Raw genomic sequence first — 17,352 nt, 5'->3', positions numbered from 1 at the left:
CATGACCAGCCAAAGTCTCGTCAACGTCCCGCAATCGACGCCTCCGGCCCCGGGCACGGAGGCGCGTCCGCCCATCAAGCAATCCAGCCGGGTGGCCCGCCACTTGGCCCAGGCGGTGCAGTTAGAGGAAAGCGGCACGGCGCCCCTGATCCGGCTGACCATCTATCTGGCCTGCGCCGCCTGCGCCGTCTTCCTGGTGTGGAGCGCGCTTACCACGGTGGACGAAGTGGCGGTGGCCGAAGGCGAAATCCTGCCCTTGGGCTCGGTCAAGACAGTGCAGCATCTGGAAGGCGGCATCGTCGATGAAATCCTGGTCAAGGAAGGCGAACTGGTCGAGGTCGGCCAACCCATCATCAAGCTGTCGCCGGCCCAGGCCCTGGCCGAGTTGGAACAGACCCGCGCCCGTGAAATGACCCTGCTGCTCAAATCGGAACGCCTGCGCGCCTTCGTCGAGGGACGCGCGCCCGATTTCAGCTTTGCCGGTCCGCAATACCGCACCTTGGTGCAGGACAACCAATCCATCTTTCAGGCGCAATCCCAGGCCCGCGATACCGCCCGCTCCATCATCCTGTCCCAGATCGACCAAAAGCGCTCTGACCTCAAGCTGATGGAATCGCAGCATAAAAGCCTGCGCGAACAGGTGGCGGCGCTGGCCGAGGAAATGAAAATCCGCGATGAATTGGTGGCCAAGGGGCTGGTCACCCGCATCACCCATCTGGACACCCGGCGCGAACTGGCCCGGGCCGAGGGCGAACTGACCCGTATCCTGGGCCAGACGGTGACCGCACGCCAAGCGGTGTCGGAAATGGAAAACCGCCTGATCGACAGCCAATCGGCGCTGCAAAAGCAGAACATGGATGAAATGGGGGTCAGCATCGCTGAGTTGGCCCAGGTGCAGGAAACCATTTCGCGCCTGGAAGACCGGGTGACCCGTCTGATCATCGAATCGCCCTCGCACGGCTATATCAAGGGATTGACGGTGAAGAACCAGGGCGCGGTGATCCAGCCCGGCGGGCTGGTCAGCGAGATCGTGCCGGTCAACCGCGAGCTTCGGGTCGAGGCCAAGGTTCTGCCCCGTGACGTCGGCCACCTGCATGTGGGCCAGAAGGTGCGGATCAAGGTCACCACCTACGACTTCGCCCGTTATGGCTCGATCATGGGCAAGCTGGAAAAGCTGTCGGCGTCCACCTTCCTCAACGAGAAGGGCGAGCCCTTCTTCAAGGCCCAGGTCAGCCTGGAGCAGAATTACGTGGGCTCGGACCCCGGCAATTTCGTCGTCACCCCAGGCATGACCGTGTCGGCGGAAATCATTACCGGCGACAAGACCTTGTTTCAGTACATGCTGAAACCTATCTTCACTCAGCTTCAGCAATCCTTCCACGAACGGTGATCGGTCGATTATGAACGAGCAAAGCCCAGCACGACCGGCGAAGGTGACCAAGGCGGTACCGTTCCATATCGGCATGCTGGCGCGGCTGCGGGCCTATTTCTTCGCCGGCATCCTGGTGACGGCGCCGATTTCCATCACCTTCTACATCGCCTGGCAGTTCATCAAGTTCATGGACAATCAGGTGTCGCCGCTGGTGCCGCCGGAGCTGAACCCGCAATATTGGGGCTTTCCCGGTTTCGGCCTGATCGCGGTGATGGTCGGGCTGACCTTGATCGGCATGGTCACCGCCGGTTTCGTCGGTCGTATCTTGGTCAAGGTCTACGACATCATCTTGCAGCGCATGCCGGTGCTGTCGGGCATCTATTCGGCGGTGAAGCAGATTTTCGAGACCATGCTGGCGCAAAAGGCCAATGCCTTCCGCGAAGTGGCGTTGATCGAGTACCCCAGGAAGGGTATCTGGACCATGGCCTTCATCACCGGCACCACCGCCGGTGAAATCGGCGAGGTTTTCGCCGATGACGACATGGTCAATGTCTTCGTCCCCACCACCCCCAACCCGACCTCGGGTTTTCTATTGTTCCTGCCGCGCCGCGACGTCCGCGTACTGGACATGAACGTGGAGGAGGGGCTGAAGATGGTCATTTCCACCGGCATCCTGGTGCCGTCGCACCGCAAACCGCTGGAAGATCAGCCGGAACTCAGCCTGACCTGAGGGTGTGGACGGCAGCGTCGCGCTCGAACAGGTACAGCAACACCCGCAGGGCCTGACCGCGCTCCGATGTCAACTCGGGGTCGCGGGCCAGGATCAGCGCCGCATCGTCGCGGGCGGCGGCCAGCAAGTCGCCGTGCAGGGCCAGATCGGCCAGTTTGAATTCCGGCAGGCCGCTTTGCCGTGTGCCTAAAATCTCGCCGCCGCCGCGCAGGCGCAAATCTTCCTCGGCGATGACGAAACCGTCCTCGGTGGCGCGCATGATTTCCAGCCGCGCCTTGGCGTTTTCCGACAGAGGCGCCCCGTACAGCAACAGACAGCTCGAGGCGCCGCTGCCGCGCCCGACCCGACCGCGCAACTGGTGCAACTGGGCCAGGCCGAAGCGTTCGGCGTGTTCGATGACCATGATGGTGGCCTCGGGGACGTTGACGCCCACCTCGATCACCGTGGTCGCCACCAGGACCGACAACTGGCCGGCGGCGAAATCGGCCATCACCTTGTCCTTGGCCGGTCCCTTCATCTTGCCATGCACCAGCCCGATTCCGTCGCCGAACACTTGCGACAGATGGCGGTGGCGTTCCTCGGCGGCGGCCAGATCGGAGGTTTCCGAATCCTCCACCAGCGGGCAGACCCAATAGACGCGGGCGCCAGCCTTGACGGCACGACCGATGCCGTCCACCACCTCGTCCATGCGTGACAACGGCAGGGCGCGGGTGGAAACCGGCTGCCGCCCCGGCGGCTTCTCGTCCAGCCGTGATGCATCCATGTCGCCATAGCTGGTCAGCAACAGCGTGCGCGGGATGGGGGTGGCGGTCATCACCAGCATGTCCACCGCTTGGCCCTTGGACGCCAGTTCCAGCCGCTGATGCACGCCGAAGCGGTGCTGTTCGTCGATGACGGCGAAGGCGAGGTCGGCATAGGCGACGTCTTCCTGAAACAAAGCGTGGGTGCCGATGATGATATGGATGTGGCCCGCCGCCAGATCGGCCAGGATGGCGTCGCGGGCCTTGCCCTTGTCGCGCCCGGTCAGCAGCGCCACCCGCAAGCCGGCGCCTTCCACCAAAGGCGCGATGGTTTCCATGTGCTGGCGGGCCAGGATTTCGGTCGGCGCCATCAGCGCCGCCTGGGCGCCTGCTTCCACCGCGTTCAGCATGGCCAGCAGGGCCACCACCGTCTTGCCGCTGCCCACATCGCCTTGCAGCAGCCTGAGCATGCGCAGGGGCTCGGCCATGTCGGCATCGATCTCGGCCAGGGAGCGGGTTTGCGCCGCCGTCAGGGTAAAGGGCAGGGCCGCCAGCACCTGCGGACGCAGATGGGTGGAGACCGCGATGGGCCGGCCCTTTAGCTTGCGCATATGGGCGCGCACCATCATCAGCGCCAATTGGTTGGCCAGCAATTCGTCGAAGGCCAGCCGGCGGCGGGCGGGGCTGTCCTCGATCACCGCCTGTTCCGATTGCGGGCGGTGCAGGCTGTCCAGCGCCTGATGCCAGGACGGCCAGGCATTGCGGGCGAACCAGGCGGCATCCTGCCACTCGGGCATTTGCGGTGCCTGATCCACCGCCGCCCGGATGGTCTTGGCCACCATGCGCGCGGTCAGCCCGCCGGTCAGCGGATAGACCGGCTCGATATTCATCACCTGTTCGCGCTCGGCCACCGGCACGATGTGGTCGGGATGGGTGATCTGGATGCCGTCGTTGAAATGCTCGACCACACCGCTGATCACCCGCCATTCGCCTTCCGGCAATTGCCGGCGCAGCCAATCCTCGCGCCCATGGAAGAACACCAGATGGGCGAAGCCGGTCTCGTCGGAACAGCGCACCCGATAGGGCCGTTTGGGGCTGCCTGAGGGGAAATGGGCCTCTATCTGCACGGTGATGGTGGCGACCTTGCCCGCCGGCGCCTCGGCCAGCTTGGGGGCGAAGCGGCGGTCGATGACGCCCGACGGCAGGTGCCACAGCAAATCGACCACGCGCCCGCCGGCCAGGCGTTCATAAAACGGTGCCAGCTTGGGGCCGATGCCGGCAAGCGTGGTGATCGGCGCGAACAATGGGTTCAGCAGGCTGGGGCGCATGGGGATTTTTGTGGGCTTGATGCTGACAGATGGGTGGGAACGCTCTATATCCTAGAGCCGCTTGGCCGCCAAGGCCAGGGATCAGGTCCATCCAAGCGTACAGGCGATCATGGAAGAAGCACGATTGAAGCGATTGAAGTTTCGCGCCCACCACATGGGCTCGAACGAAAACGACATCCTGTTCGGCGGCTTCGCCGAAAAATATCTGTATAGCCTGAGCGCCGAGCAGGTCGACCGCTTCGAGACCTTGATCGCCGAAACCGACACCGACCTGTTCAACTGGGTCACCGGTAAGGTGGACGTGCCCGCCCATCTGGATCACGACGTCATGCGGATGATTAAGAATTTCGTTCAGAATGAAGCTGCAATCCGTTGATTAAAATACAGAATATCTCTGACGCTCCGGGCCGACAGACTCTTGCCGGCACCCCCGATGGCGCCGATGCCCTGACGGTGGCCGAACTGGCCCGGGCCTGGATCGGGCGGGATGTTCTGTATGTCGCCCGCGATGATGGCCGCATGGCCCGCATGGCCGAGGCCCTGGCTTTTTTCGCTCCCGATATCGAGGTGGTGGATATTCCCGCCTGGGATTGCGTGCCCTATGACCGGGTGTCGCCCCATGTGGATCTGGTGGCGCGCCGCGTCGACGGTTTGTGCAAGCTGGCCCAGGGACCGGGCCAGGGGGCGCGGGTGGTGCTGACCTCGGTCGCCGCCCTGGTACAAAGGGTGCCGCCGCGTCAGGTGCTGGCCTCGTCCAGCCTGTCGGCCCAGGTGGGTGGGCGGCTGGATATCGACGGCATCGTCGCCTATCTCAACCGCAACGGCTATGGCCGCACCGATACGGTGATGGAGCCGGGCGAATACGCGGTGCGCGGCGGTATCCTTGACCTGTTCCCGCCCGGCACGCCCGAGCCGGTGCGCCTGGATTTCTTCGGCGACGAGTTGGAAAGCATCCGCAGCTTCGACCCCATGAGCCAGCGCACCAGCGGCAAACTGCAAAGCTTTTCCCTGGTTCCGGTCAGCGAGGTGACGCTGGACGATGCCGCCATCGCCCGCTTCCGCAGCACCTACCGCGAGATGTTCGGCGTGGTCAGCGGCCCCGACCCGCTGTACGAGGCCATTTCCCAGGGCATCAAGTTCAACGGCATGGAACATTGGCTGCCGTTGTTCCATGACGGCATGGATACCCTGTTCGCCTATGTCCCCGACGCCCTGGCGGTGCTGGACCATCAGGTGGAAGAGGCGCGCGACGCCCGCCATGCCCTGGTGCTGGAATATTACGACGCAAGGCGCACCATCACCGGCGCCGGCTTGGCCGAATCGGGCATGGTCTATCACCCGTTGCCGCCCAACCGGCTGTACCTGGAAAAGGACGAATGGGACCGCCTGCTGGCCACCCGCCCGTGCGTGGCTCTGTCGCCGTTCGGCCCGGCCAGCGAAAAAGGCGCCGATGCCGGCGGCAGGCCTGGGCGCGATTTCTCCGACATCCGGGCGCGGCCCGACGGCAATGTCTATGAGGCGCTGCGCGAGCATGTGGGGGCGGAAAAAAGCCGCCGTTCGGTCCTGGCCGCCTGGAGCGCCGGATCGCGCGATCGCCTGTCGCATGTGCTGGCCGATCACGGCCTGAAGCCGGTTCTGGTCGATAGCTGGCCCGAGGCGCTGGCCACCCCGGCCAAATCCCTGCCCATGGTGGTGCTGGCCCTGGATCACGGTTTCGTCACCGACGACGTGGCGGTGATCACCGAACAGGATCTGCTGGGCGACCGTCTGGCCCGTCCGGCCAAGAAAAAGCGCAAGGGCTCGCAATTCCTGGCCGAGGCCTCGGCCCTGGCCGAAGGCGATCTGGTCGTCCATCTGGAACACGGCATCGGTCGTTATGACGGTCTGGTGACGTTGCAAGTGTCGGGCGCGCCGCATGATTGCTTGCGGGTGATCTATGACGGCGGCGACAAGCTGTTCGTGCCGGTGGAAAATATCGAGGTTCTCACCCGTTACGGCTCGGAACAGGCCGGCGCCCAGCTCGACCGCCTGGGCGGGGTGGCGTGGCAGTCGCGCAAAGCCAAGCTGAAAAAGCGCATCCGCGACATGGCCGACCAGTTGATCGCCATCGCCGCCCAGCGCCAGTTGCGCAAATCGGAATCCCTGACCCCGCCGGAAGGGCTGTGGGACGAATTCTGCGCCCGCTTCCCCTATGCCGAGACCGAGGATCAGGCCCGCGCCATCGAGGATACGGTGGCCGACCTGGGATCGGGCCGGCCCATGGATCGTCTGGTCTGTGGCGATGTGGGTTTCGGCAAGACCGAAGTGGCCATGCGCGCCGCCTTCGTCGCCGCCATGAGCGGCATGCAGGTGGCGGTGGTGGTGCCGACCACGCTGTTGGCGCGCCAGCATTACCGCAATTTCTCCGACCGGTTCCACGGCTTGCCGCTGAAGGTCGAGCAATTGTCGCGGCTGGTGACGGCCAAGCGGGCGAACGAGGTCAAGGCCGGGCTGGCCGACGGCTCGGTCGACATCGTCGTCGGCACCCATGCGGTGCTGGCCAAATCCATCAATTTCAAGCGCCTGGGCCTGTTGATCATCGACGAGGAACAGCATTTCGGCGTCGGCCACAAGGAGCGGCTGAAACAGCTGAAATCCGACGTCCACGTGCTGACCCTGACCGCCACCCCGATTCCGCGCACGCTGCAACTGGCGCTGACCGGGGTCAAGGAGATGAGCGTCATCGCCACCCCGCCGGTGGACCGTCTGGTGGTGCGCACCTTCGTGCTGCCCTTCGATCCGGTGGTATTGCGCGAAGCCATCCTGCGCGAACGCTATCGGGGCGGTCAGGTGTTTTACGTCTGCCCGCGTCTGGCCGATATCGACCGCGTCGCCGACCGGCTGGCCAAGCTGGTGCCCGAGGTCAAATGCGCCATCGCCCATGGCCGGTTGACGCCGACCGAGCTGGAAGAGGTGATGACCGCCTTCGGCGACAAGCAATACGACGTGCTGTTGTCCACCAACATCATCGAATCCGGCCTGGACATGCCATCGGTCAACACCTTGATCATCCACCGTGCCGACATGTTCGGCCTGGGCCAGCTTTATCAGTTGCGCGGTCGCGTCGGGCGCGGCAAGACCCGTGGCTATGCCTATTTCACCCTGCCCACCGACAAGGTTTTGTCGAAGCCGGCGGAAAAGCGCCTGCATGTGATGCAGACGCTGGACAGCTTAGGCGCCGGTTTCCAATTGGCCAGCCATGACCTGGATATCCGGGGCGCCGGCAATCTGCTGGGCGAGGAACAATCGGGCCATATCCGCGAAGTCGGCATCGAGCTTTACCAGCAACTGATCGAGGAAGCGGTGGCCGCCGCCAAGGGCGGCGAGGGCGAGATGGCGGTGGAAGAATGGTCGCCGCAGATCACCTTGGGCACGCCGGTGCTGATCCCCGATACCTATGTGGCCGACCTGTCGGTGCGTTTGTCGCTTTATCGCCGCATCGCCACCTTGGCCGACCGCGAGGAAATCGATCAATTGGCGGCCGAGCTGGTCGACCGCTTCGGCACCATGCCGCCCGAGGTGGAAAACCTGCTGGAAGTGGTGGCGGTCAAGGCCTTGTGCAAACAGGCCGGGGTGGAAAAGCTGGATGCCGGTCCCAAGGGGGCGGTGGTCACCTTCCGTGGCAATGTCTTCGCCAATCCCATCGGTCTGGTGCAATACATCGCCCAGCAGGCCGGTGCCGCCAAGCTGCGCCCCGACCACAAACTGGTCTTCGTCCGCGCCTGGGACGAGCCGGCCAAGCGGGTCAAGCTGGCGCAGAAGCTGATCGCCAAGCTGGTGGAAATCGCCAAGGCGGGGTGAGGGGACGTGCGTTAAATCATACGCACGTATGCATCAACCGTCACTCCCGCGCAGGCGGGAGTCCAGAGGGTGCACCACCACCTTTTCCGCGACTCCTGGATACCCGCCTGCGCGGGTATGACGGGGTGAAAGGTGGAGACGTCAATAAATTCACACGCTCTTCGCGGGCATGACGCGATTTGCGGTGATTAAAAGTCAGGACAGCGCCAGTTCCGTTTCCGATTGGCGGGCGATGTCGATCAGGCGCAGCAGGATGTCGGGTTCCTGCGCCCCGGCCAGGGCGTAGGAACCGTCCAGGATCAGGCAGGGCACGCCGTTGACGCCCTGGCGATGGGCGCGGGCGTTGTCGTTCAACACGGCGCTGACATCGGTTTCCGAGCGCAGGTACTCTTCCAGCTCGATGCCTGGCAGGTCCAGCCTTTCGCCCAGGGCGACCAGGGTGGGGACCAAACCGATATCCAGACCCTCGACGAAATAAGCGCGGTAGAGCGCCTCCACCACTTCCGGCTGACGGCCGAAGCCGGCGGCAAAACGGATCATGCGGTGTGAGTTCAAGGTATTGGGCGCACGGGTGATGCGGTCGAAGGCGAAGTCGATGCCCTCGGCGGTGCCGGCGGCGGCGACGGCGGCATGGATGCGGTTGACCCGTGCCGGGCCGCCGAATTTGCGGTCGAGATAGGCGCGGCGATCAATGCCCTCGGGCGGGATATCCGGGTTCAGCAGAAACGGGCGCCAGACGATTTCGGTGCGGGTGCCGGGGCGCTGGGCCAAGGCGCGCTCGAACCGGCGCTTACCCACATAGCACCATGGACACACCGTATCGAAGATGAACTCGATCTTCACGCCGCTTCGCCTTTAATCCAGATTCTGCCGGGCGCGCGCGATCACGCTGTCCAAGGTGTCGCCGGCGCCGATGACGGTGCACCCCACCTGCACCCACACCTTGATCGGCTGATAGACCTCGCGCACGGCAAAATCCGTATAGGCCAGCACACCGGCGATGCGGTGCATGACCACTTCCGCCTCGTGCACCGGGGTGTCGGGCAACACCACACAGAATTCGTTGGATTTGAACGAGGCGGTCAGATCCTCGGCCCGAAGCAGGCCGGTGATCCACTGGCCCACCTGCTGGGTCAGGTGCAGGCCGGCATCGTCGCCGAATTGCTGGCGCACCACGTCGATGTTGGGGGCGGCGAAGAACACCACGGCCAGATGCCGGTCCTGGCTTTTGGCGGTCTCGATGCGGCTGGCCAGATAGGCTTCCAGGAAGGCGCGGCCATAGGCGCCGGTGACCGGATCGCGGGTGGCGTCGGCCAGACTGTCGTTGAGCGCGCCCCTGATGCTCCAGCGCAATTGCTGCCGCCGCACCAAGGTGAGGACCGCCGCCTTCAGGATCAGCGGTTCCACCGGGCGGCCCAGCACCCGGGTGGCGCCGCGGCGATAGGCGTCGGCGGCGTCGGTGCCCAGGCCGGCCAGCAGCACCATGGGCAGGTTGAACAGGCGCGGGTTGTTGCGGACCTGCGAACAGAAGCTCAGCAAGCCTTCGGGCTCCTGGGCGAAAGACAGCACGGCGGCGTCGAAATTGCGGCGCACCAGCAATTCCTCGGCATCGTACAGGGTCTGGGCCTGGACGATGTCGCCGCAGCCGTCCAGAATCGCCGCCACCGGGGCAGCATCGTCGCCGATGATCAGGATGGCCGGCGGTGTATCCTCGGCGTTGGTCATGCGGTCACGGGCGGCGACGCCGAAGCGCCGGGCCATGGCGGCACGGTGGCGCAATTCGGCGTGCATGGTCGCCAACCGCACCAGCGGGCGCATGCGGGCGAACAATTCAGCGTCGTCGCAGCCGATGTTGAGCACATCGTCCAGGCCGTTATCCAGGCAGCGCCCGCATTGTTCGGCCACCAGACGGTCCACCGCCAGCACCACCGGAATGTCGGCGGTGTCCGGCTCGCTCTTGAAGCGGCAGCCCAAATCCACCGCATCGCCTTGATCGGAGGAGCCGATCAGGACGAGGTCCGGGTGTTCGGTCCGTGCCGTTTCCATGCCTTGGGCGGCGGTGAGGGCGACGCCGGAATGATAGCCGCCACGGGCCAAACGCTCCTTCAAGGCTGCCGAACGGTCGGCGTTGGCGTCGATGATCAGCACGTTGGCAAGGCGAATCATTGTTTCCCCGATCTTTTAAGGCTTGCTGCGCGTCACCAGAATAATACGGAACAGCCCTCTCCATAAGGGGGCATGTGCATTAATCGGCGTATGGTCGGAGGGGTGGATTGACTGAACCGTTCAGTTCAGTTATTCGGGACTTAAGTGAAGCTCTGGCAGCGGATGACCAAAATGCGGAAAAAGTTGGGCATTGTGATCCTTGGTTGTGTCGCCGCTGCTGCCGGGGGCTGGTGGTATTTCGGCAAGAACGCGGCGCCGCCGCCGGCAGCCGGTGGGGCCATGGGGCCGGTCGCGGTCGAGGTGGCCAAGGTCACGGTGGGACCGATGGCGCGCGAGATCACCTCGGTCGGCAGCTTGCGTTCGGACGAGGCGGTGGTCATCCGCCCGGAAATCGCCGGTCGGGTCAAGGCCATCGGTTTCGAGGAAGGTAGCCGGGTGACCAAGGGCCAGGTGCTGCTGCGCCTGGACGATTCGTCGCTATCCGCCGATCTGGTGCAGGCCCAGGCCAATCTGGCCTTGTCGCGGGCCAATTCCGACCGCGCCGTGCGGCTGGCCGGGCAGGGGGCGGGAACCGAGCGTGCCCGCGACGAGGCCGAGGCCAAGCTGCGCGTCGATCAGGCCAAGGTCGAACAGGCCCGCGCCCAATTGGACAAGACGGTGCTGGTGGCGCCCTTTGCCGGTACGGTGGGGTTGCGCACGGTCAGCGTCGGCGCCTATGTGCAGCCGGGCCAGGATATCGTCAATCTGGAAGCCACCGACCCGATCAAGGTGGATTTCCGTGTCCCTGAAATCTTTTCGGCGGTGATGCGCACCGGCATCGAACTGTCGATGACCACCGATTCCCACCCCGGTCGCCAGTTCACCGGCACCGTCTATGCCATTGACCCGGCGGTGGATCAGAACGGTCGCGCCATCGTCGTCCGCGCCCGCGTCGCCAATGGCGACAGCGCCCTGCGCCCTGGCCAGTTCGTTCGCCTGGTGCTGAAGGTGGACGAGGTGGCCGACGCCCTGACCATCCCGGAAGAGGCGCTGGTGCCGCGCGGCCAGCAGATCATCGTCTTCCGCATCGTCGACGGCAAGGCCCAGCCCGGCCCGGTTAAGACCGGGCGGCGGGCTAGGGGACTGGTGGAAGTCACCGAAGGCCTGAAGGCCGACGACACGGTGGTCACCGCCGGGCAGATGAAGCTGCGCCCCGGCGTGCCGGTGGCGGTACCCGCCGCCGCACCCAAGAGCGGAGGCTGACATGCGTCTGCCCGAATTGTGCATCCGCCGTCCCGTCCTGGCGACAGTGATGAGCCTGATGATCGTGCTGGTCGGTCTGGTCGCCTATGACCGCCTGCCGGTGCGTGAATATCCCAATATCGACGAACCGGTGGTCACCGTCGAAACCACCTATAAGGGCGCCTCGGCGGAAATCGTCGAGACCCAGGTCAGTAAGATTCTGGAGGATTCCCTGGCCGGCATCGAGGGCATCGACGTGCTGTCGTCGCTGTCGCGTTCGGAAAGCAGTCAGATCACCATCCGCTTCAAGGTTACCCGCGACGCCGATTCCGCCGCCTCGGACGTGCGCGACCGCGTCGCCCGTGTGCGCGGCAAGCTGCCCGAGGACGTGGAAGAGCCGGTGATCGCCAAGGTCGAGGCCGACGCCCAGCCGATCATCTATCTGGCTTTTTCGTCCGACCGCCACGACGCTTTGTTCGTCTCCGATTATGCTTGGCGTTTCGTCCGTACCCGTTTGCAGAACCTGACCGGCGTTGCCGACATCCGCATTTTCGGTGAGCGCAAATACGCCATGCGCATCTGGCTCGACCGGGTGCGCATGGCCGCCTATGGCATGACCCCTCAAGACGTGGAAAACGCGCTGAAGCGCCAGAATTTGGAAGTGCCGGCGGGCCGCATCGAATCGGCGGAACGGGAATTCACCGTGCTGTCGGAAACCGATCTGAAGACGCCGGAGCAGTTCAGCGCCATCATCCTGGCCGAAAGCAAGGGCTATCCCATCCGTCTGGGCGATATCGCCAAGGTCGAGATCGGGCCGCAGGACGAGCGCCGGGTCACCCGCTTCAACGGCTCGTCGGCAGTGGCCTTGGGCGTGGTCAAGCAATCGGTGGCCAATCCGCTCGACGTTTCCAGCGCCGTGCGCGGCGTGTTGCCGGAAATCCGCGAAAACCTGCCCGAAGGCATGAGTGTGGACGTGGGCTATGACAGCTCGGTGTTCATCGAACGCTCCATCGAGGCGGTGTTCCGCACCATCGTCGAAGCGGTCATCCTGGTGGTGCTGGTCATCTTCTTCTTCCTGCGCACGGTGCGCGCCACCTTGATTCCGCTGGTCACCATTCCGGTGTCGCTGATCGGCGCTTTCGCCCTGATGTACGTTTTGGGCTTCACCATCAACACCTTGACCCTGCTGTCCATGGTGCTGGCCATCGGTCTGGTGGTCGATGACGCCATCGTCGTGTTGGAAAACATCTTCCGCCACATCGAGGAAGGGGTGGAGCCGGTCAAGGCGGCGCTGGACGGCTCACGCGAGATCGCTTTCGCCGTCATCGCCATGACCATCACCCTGGCCGCCGTCTATGTGCCCCTGGCCTTCATGACCGGGCGCACCGGCAAATTGTTCGTGGAATTCGCCCTGACCCTGGCGGCGGCGGTGATGGTGTCGGGCTTCGCCGCCCTGACCTTGTCGCCGATGATGTGCTCGCGCCTGTTGCGGCACGAGACCAAGCATTCCCGCATCTATCTGCTGATCGAAAACTTCCTCGAGGGCATGACCGCCGGCTATCGCCGCTTGCTGGGCAAGTCGCTAGCCAAGCGCGCCGGCATCGTCGTTTTGGGCGGCGCGGTGGCGGTATCGGCGGTGTTCCTGTTCGGCTCGCTCAAATCGGAACTGACGCCGACCGAGGATCGCGGCACCGTGGTGGTCATCGGCATCGGCCCCGAAGGCGCCACCATCGGCAATATCGACAAATATTCCCGCATGGTCGAACGCTTCATCGCCGACGTGCCGGTGGTCGAACGCTATTTCGTCATCACCGGCGTCCCCGTGGTCAACCAGATGCTGGCCTTCGTCCGCATCAAGGATTGGAGCGAGCGCAGCACCTCGCAGATGAAAGTGGCCAGCGGCCTGATGCCCAAGCTGATGAGCGTGCCCGGCATGTTGGCCTTTGCCGTCAATCCGCCTTCCTTAGGCGAAAAAGCCTCGTCCAAGCCGTTGCAGGTGGTGATCCAGACCGCCGGCACCTATGAGGATCTGCAAAAGGTCAACGATGCCTTCATGGCCGAGGCCATGAAGATTCCCGGCCTGATCAGCCTGGATTCCGATCTCAAGCTCAACAAGCCGCAGATCAAGGTGGCCATGGACCGCGACCGCATTTCCGACATCGGTTCGTCGGTGGATGTGGTCGGACGCACCTTGGAAACCATGCTGGGCGGCCGTCAGGTCACCCGCTTCAAGCGCGAAGGCGAGCAATACGACGTCATCGTCCAGGTGGCCGATGTGGATCGCCGCAATCCCAACGACATGACCAACATCTATGTGCGCGGCGACAAGGGCGACATGGTGCAATTGTCCAATCTGCTCAGCCTGCACGAAGGCGTCGCCGCCCGCGAACTCAACCACTTCAACCAGTTGCGCGCCGCTACCATCAGCGCCAATCTGGCGCCCGGCTATACCATGGGCCAGGCGGTGACCGAGTTGGAGGCCATCGCCGCCCGCGTCCTGCCGGGTAATTCGCAGTTGGATTACAACGGTCCGTCGCGCGAGTTCAAATCGTCGAGCTCGGCCATGTGGATGACCTTCGCCCTAGCGCTGTTGTTCATCTATCTGGTGCTGGCGGCGCAGTTCGAAAGCTTCGTCGATCCGTTCGTCATCATGCTGACCGTGCCCCTGTCCATGGCCGGCGCCCTGGCGGCGCTCAAGCTGACCGGCGGCACCATCAACGTCTACAGCCAGATCGGTCTGGTGACGCTGATCGGCCTGATCACCAAGCACGGCATTCTGATCGTCGAGTTTTCCAACCAGTTGCGCGATCAGGGCAAACCGATGATGGAAGCGGTGGTGGAAGCAGCCGCCCTGCGCCTGCGCCCCATCCTGATGACCACCGGGGCCATGGTGCTGGGGGCCATTCCCCTGGCCTTGGCCCATGGCGCCGGCGCCGAAAGCCGCCAGCAGATCGGCTGGGTCATCGTCGGCGGCATCACGGTGGGCACCTTCTTCACCCTGTTCGTGGTGCCGGTGGCCTACACCCTACTGGCCAAGAAGACCCGGCACGGTCAGGCGGTGGCGGCCTCACAGGGTCAGGAATAGGAATGACGCGACGATCAGGGTCGAGACGATAACCAACAAAAAGGCCTTGGTCCCCAAGGCCTTGTTGCGTTTCAGCAGGCCAGCGGTGAACAAGATGGCGACGGTCATGAAGGCCAGGGTGATCTGTGCCTCGTTCACTTGCATTCTCCCGCGATCGGATGATGTCGATCAGCCTGAGCGACGTGCCCACGGAAGTCTCTGACCCTGGTCAATCGCCATAGGGACAAAGAAAGCAAAAACGCCCCGCTTGCGCGAGGCGTTCCGTCCGGCCCGAAAAAGGGGGGCTGCGGCTTACTTGGTGGTCTTGCGCCGCGTCGGGGCGGTCACGGCCTTTTCCTCGGTTTCGGCGACCTTGCGGCCCAGGCCGATCTTTTTGGCGAAATCGGAACGCTGAGCGGCGTAATTGGGCGCCACCATGGGATAGTCGGGCGGCAAACCCCACTTGGCCCGGTATTCGTCGGGGGTCATGCTGTAGGTGGTGCGCAGATGGCGCTTCAGCATCTTCAGCTTCTTGCCGTCTTCCAGACAGACGATGTAATCGGGATGCACCGACTTCTTCACCGAAATGGCCGGCTTGAGCGCTTCACTTTTGGTTTCCACCGGGGCGCCGTCAAGGGCGGCCAGCGAATTGTATACGGTATTGATGATCTCGGGGATCTGACCGGCAGGCAACGGATTGTTGCTGACATAGGCAGAAACCACGTCGACAGCCATGCGCAAAATGTCATCGTGGCTGATCTTGTCGGAGATATTGTCGGTCATGGTCTTGGTCCGGCACCCGGTTATTTCCCTTAGGTTGATAATGAACGCATGACAGGTCTTTTGAGTCAATTCCATTTTGATGACGGTGAATAACGAGTTCTTGGTATGATTGCCCGGATCAGTAAAAGCCCCTAGCAATTGGTCAGGGGGGGAATACTGGACCAAGGATATTTTTCATCATTGTTTGGCCGCAACGCGAAGCATCCCCCCAGTTGGAGCGGGGCACCCCCGTGCCCGGCGAATACCCCATGAGTTGGTGGCGCATTGGCAAGCTGTGCGGACATATGGTATGTAGCCCATCTGTCTGACGAAAATTTCGGAACCCCGGTCATGACCAAGGACATCATCGCGCTTGCTTCCGATCACGGCGGCCTGGAAATGAAGGCCATGGTGGCCGCCTTGCTGCAGGAAAAGGGGTTCGGGGTCCTTGACCTTGGCGCCCATGACGGCCAATCCGTGGACTATCCTGATTTCGCCGTCGCCATGGCCCAGGTGCTGAAGGATGGCCGCGCCACCCGCGGTGTTCTGATGTGCGGCAGCGGCATCGGCATTTCCATTGCCGCCAACCGTTTCGCCCATGTGCGCGCCGCCTTGGTCCACGATTCCTATGGTGCGCGCATGTGCCGGCTGCACAATGACGCCAACGTCCTGGTCCTGGGCGGACGTACCACCGGCCCGGAAGTGGCCAAGGAATGCGTCGAGATTTTCCTCGCCACCCCATTCGAAGGCGGTCGCCATGCGCGCCGCGTCGCCAAACTGGCCGAGAACGGCCAAGCCTGAAGCTGACCTCGCTCTAACGAAAGTCCGACGATGACCAAAACAGACGCTTTCTTCCGCACCTCCTTGGCCGACAGCGATGCCGACGTGTTCGCCGCCATTTCCAAGGAATTGTCGCGCCAGCAAGACCAGATCGAGCTGATCGCGTCGGAAAACATCGTGTCGCGGGCGGTTCTGGAAGCCCAAGGCTCGGTGCTGACCAACAAATATGCCGAAGGTTATCCGGGTAAGCGTTATTACGGTGGTTGCGAGTTCGTCGATATCGTCGAAAAGCTGGCCATCGACCGCGCCTGTCAGCTGTTCGGCTGCTCTTTCGCCAACGTCCAGCCCAGCTCGGGTTCGCAGGCCAATCAGGGCGTGTTCATGGCGCTGTTGCAGCCCGGCGACACCATCATGGGCATGAGCCTGGCCGCCGGTGGTCACCTGACCCATGGCGCTGCCCCCAACCAGTCGGGCAAGTGGTTCAAGGCCATCCAGTACGGTGTGCGCCTGCAAGATGCCCGCGTCGATTTCGACGAAGTGGAAGCCCTGGCCAAGGAACACAAGCCCAAGCTGATCATCGCCGGCGGCTCGGCCTATCCGCGTGAATTGGACTTCGCCCGCTTCCGCAAGATCGCCGACGAGGTGGGGGCCCTGTTCATGGTCGATATGGCCCACTTCGCCGGTCTGGTCGCCGGCGGGTCCTATCCCAGCCCGTTCCCCCATGCCCATGTGGTCACCACCACCACCCACAAGACCCTGCGCGGTCCCCGGGGCGGCATGATCCTGACCAATGACGAAGCCATCGCCAAGAAGATCAACTCGGCCATTTTCCCGGGTATCCAGGGCGGTCCGCTGATGCATGTCATCGCCGGCAAGGCGGTGGCCTTCGGCGAGGCGCTGCGCCCCGATTTCAAGGATTACGCCCATCAGGTGGTCGCCAATGCCCGCGCCTTGGCCGATACCCTGGTGCGCCGTGGTCTGGCCATCGTTTCCGGCGGCACCGATTCGCACCTGATGCTGGTCGATCTGCGGCCGAAGAAGCTGACCGGCAAGGCGGCGGAAGCCAGCCTGGAACATGCCGGCATGACCTGCAACAAGAACGGCATCCCGTTTGACCCGGAAAAGCCGACCATCACCTCGGGCGTGCGCCTGGGCACCCCGGCGGCGACCACCCGCGGCTTCGGCGTTGCCGAATTCACCAAGGTGGGCGAACTGATCGGCGACGTTCTCGACGGCCTGGCCGCCAATCCGGAAGACAATTCGGCGGCGGAACAAAAGGCCCGGGCCGAAGTGACCGAGCTGTGCCGCCGGTTCCCGATCTACCAATAACCAAAAAATGCCGGAGCCTT

General features: G+C 63.7%; 13 protein-coding genes. 8 read left to right on the top strand and 5 right to left on the bottom strand.

Going from position 1 to position 17,352, the window contains the following annotated elements; genetic code table 11:
- The first annotated feature begins 1 nt into the window (after position 1).
- Positions 2-1,390, top strand: coding sequence for an HlyD family type I secretion periplasmic adaptor subunit (locus tag MGMSRV2_RS05835; RefSeq protein ID WP_024079429.1), 1,389 nt, complete (start codon positions 2-4; stop codon positions 1,388-1,390).
- 10 nt (positions 1,391-1,400) lie between these two features.
- A complete protein-coding gene (locus tag MGMSRV2_RS05830; protein WP_024079428.1) occupies positions 1,401-2,102 on the top strand; it encodes a DUF502 domain-containing protein in 702 nt (233 codons plus the stop codon).
- Here MGMSRV2_RS05830 and recG read toward each other — a convergent pair.
- A complete protein-coding gene (gene recG / locus MGMSRV2_RS05825) occupies positions 2,089-4,170 on the bottom strand; it encodes an ATP-dependent DNA helicase RecG (protein ID WP_024079427.1) in 2,082 nt (693 codons plus the stop codon). The genes MGMSRV2_RS05830 and recG overlap by 14 nt on opposite strands.
- A gap of 124 nt (positions 4,171-4,294) precedes the next feature.
- On the opposite strand from recG, the gene MGMSRV2_RS05820 reads away from it, so the two are divergent.
- The gene (locus tag MGMSRV2_RS05820; RefSeq protein ID WP_242410720.1) at positions 4,295-4,546 is read left to right on the top strand and encodes a succinate dehydrogenase assembly factor 2; all 252 of its coding nucleotides are present in this window, start codon (positions 4,295-4,297) and stop codon (positions 4,544-4,546) included.
- Entirely contained in the window at positions 4,543-8,010 is a 3,468-nt protein-coding gene (gene mfd / locus MGMSRV2_RS05815; protein WP_024079425.1) for a transcription-repair coupling factor, read from the top strand. Before MGMSRV2_RS05820 ends, mfd begins: the two co-directional genes overlap by 4 nt.
- Positions 8,011-8,205: 195 nt before the next feature.
- Here the strand turns inward: mfd and MGMSRV2_RS05810 are convergent, their stop codons facing one another.
- Positions 8,206-8,853, bottom strand: a complete 648-nt coding sequence (locus MGMSRV2_RS05810) for a DsbA family oxidoreductase (RefSeq protein ID WP_024079424.1) — start codon at positions 8,851-8,853, stop codon at positions 8,206-8,208.
- A 12-nt stretch (positions 8,854-8,865) separates the two neighbouring features.
- Positions 8,866-10,176, bottom strand: coding sequence for a diguanylate cyclase domain-containing protein (locus MGMSRV2_RS05805; protein ID WP_024079423.1), 1,311 nt, complete (start codon positions 10,174-10,176; stop codon positions 8,866-8,868).
- Positions 10,177-10,347: 171 nt separating this feature from the next.
- Between MGMSRV2_RS05805 and MGMSRV2_RS05800 the strand changes: the two genes are divergently transcribed.
- Positions 10,348-11,418, top strand: coding sequence for an efflux RND transporter periplasmic adaptor subunit (locus tag MGMSRV2_RS05800; RefSeq protein WP_024079422.1), 1,071 nt, complete (start codon positions 10,348-10,350; stop codon positions 11,416-11,418).
- Position 11,419: 1 nt separating this feature from the next.
- Positions 11,420-14,482, top strand: coding sequence for an efflux RND transporter permease subunit (locus MGMSRV2_RS05795; protein WP_024079421.1), 3,063 nt, complete (start codon positions 11,420-11,422; stop codon positions 14,480-14,482).
- Here MGMSRV2_RS05795 and MGMSRV2_RS21385 read toward each other — a convergent pair.
- On the bottom strand, positions 14,465-14,620 hold the full coding sequence (locus MGMSRV2_RS21385) for a hypothetical protein (protein WP_024079420.1): 156 nt from the start codon (positions 14,618-14,620) through the stop codon (positions 14,465-14,467). The two genes, MGMSRV2_RS05795 and MGMSRV2_RS21385, sit on opposite strands and share 18 nt — an antisense overlap.
- Before the next feature lie 153 nt (positions 14,621-14,773).
- Positions 14,774-15,244: a Ros/MucR family transcriptional regulator gene (locus tag MGMSRV2_RS05790; RefSeq protein WP_024079419.1), complete on the bottom strand. Its 471-nt coding sequence runs from the start codon at positions 15,242-15,244 to the stop codon at positions 14,774-14,776.
- Positions 15,245-15,574: 330 nt separating this feature from the next.
- Here MGMSRV2_RS05790 and rpiB point away from each other — a divergent pair, with 330 nt between their 5' ends.
- On the top strand, positions 15,575-16,024 hold the full coding sequence (gene rpiB / locus MGMSRV2_RS05785) for a ribose 5-phosphate isomerase B (RefSeq protein ID WP_024079418.1): 450 nt from the start codon (positions 15,575-15,577) through the stop codon (positions 16,022-16,024).
- A gap of 30 nt (positions 16,025-16,054) precedes the next feature.
- Positions 16,055-17,332 (top strand): serine hydroxymethyltransferase, encoded by a 1,278-nt coding sequence (gene glyA, locus MGMSRV2_RS05780; protein WP_024079417.1) that lies wholly within the window; start codon positions 16,055-16,057, stop codon positions 17,330-17,332.
- Positions 17,333-17,352 lie beyond the last annotated feature (20 nt).

It is taken from the genome of Magnetospirillum gryphiswaldense MSR-1 v2, from assembly GCF_000513295.1.
Lineage (GTDB): Bacteria > Pseudomonadota > Alphaproteobacteria > Rhodospirillales > Magnetospirillaceae > Magnetospirillum > Magnetospirillum gryphiswaldense.
This window is presented reverse-complemented; position numbering and strand designations above follow the sequence as displayed.

Coding starts and splice junctions, on each gene's coding strand:
- MGMSRV2_RS05835 (WP_024079429.1), top strand. CDS start 2: ATGACCAGCCAAAGTCTCGTCAACGTCCCGCAATCGACGCCTCCGGCC.
- MGMSRV2_RS05830 (WP_024079428.1), top strand. CDS start 1,401: ATGAACGAGCAAAGCCCAGCACGACCGGCGAAGGTGACCAAGGCGGTA.
- recG (WP_024079427.1), bottom strand. CDS start 4,170: ATGCGCCCCAGCCTGCTGAACCCATTGTTCGCGCCGATCACCACGCTT.
- MGMSRV2_RS05805 (WP_024079423.1), bottom strand. CDS start 10,176: ATGATTCGCCTTGCCAACGTGCTGATCATCGACGCCAACGCCGACCGT.
- MGMSRV2_RS05800 (WP_024079422.1), top strand. CDS start 10,348: ATGCGGAAAAAGTTGGGCATTGTGATCCTTGGTTGTGTCGCCGCTGCT.
- MGMSRV2_RS05795 (WP_024079421.1), top strand. CDS start 11,420: ATGCGTCTGCCCGAATTGTGCATCCGCCGTCCCGTCCTGGCGACAGTG.
- MGMSRV2_RS05790 (WP_024079419.1), bottom strand. CDS start 15,244: ATGACCGACAATATCTCCGACAAGATCAGCCACGATGACATTTTGCGC.
- rpiB (WP_024079418.1), top strand. CDS start 15,575: ATGACCAAGGACATCATCGCGCTTGCTTCCGATCACGGCGGCCTGGAA.
- glyA (WP_024079417.1), top strand. CDS start 16,055: ATGACCAAAACAGACGCTTTCTTCCGCACCTCCTTGGCCGACAGCGAT.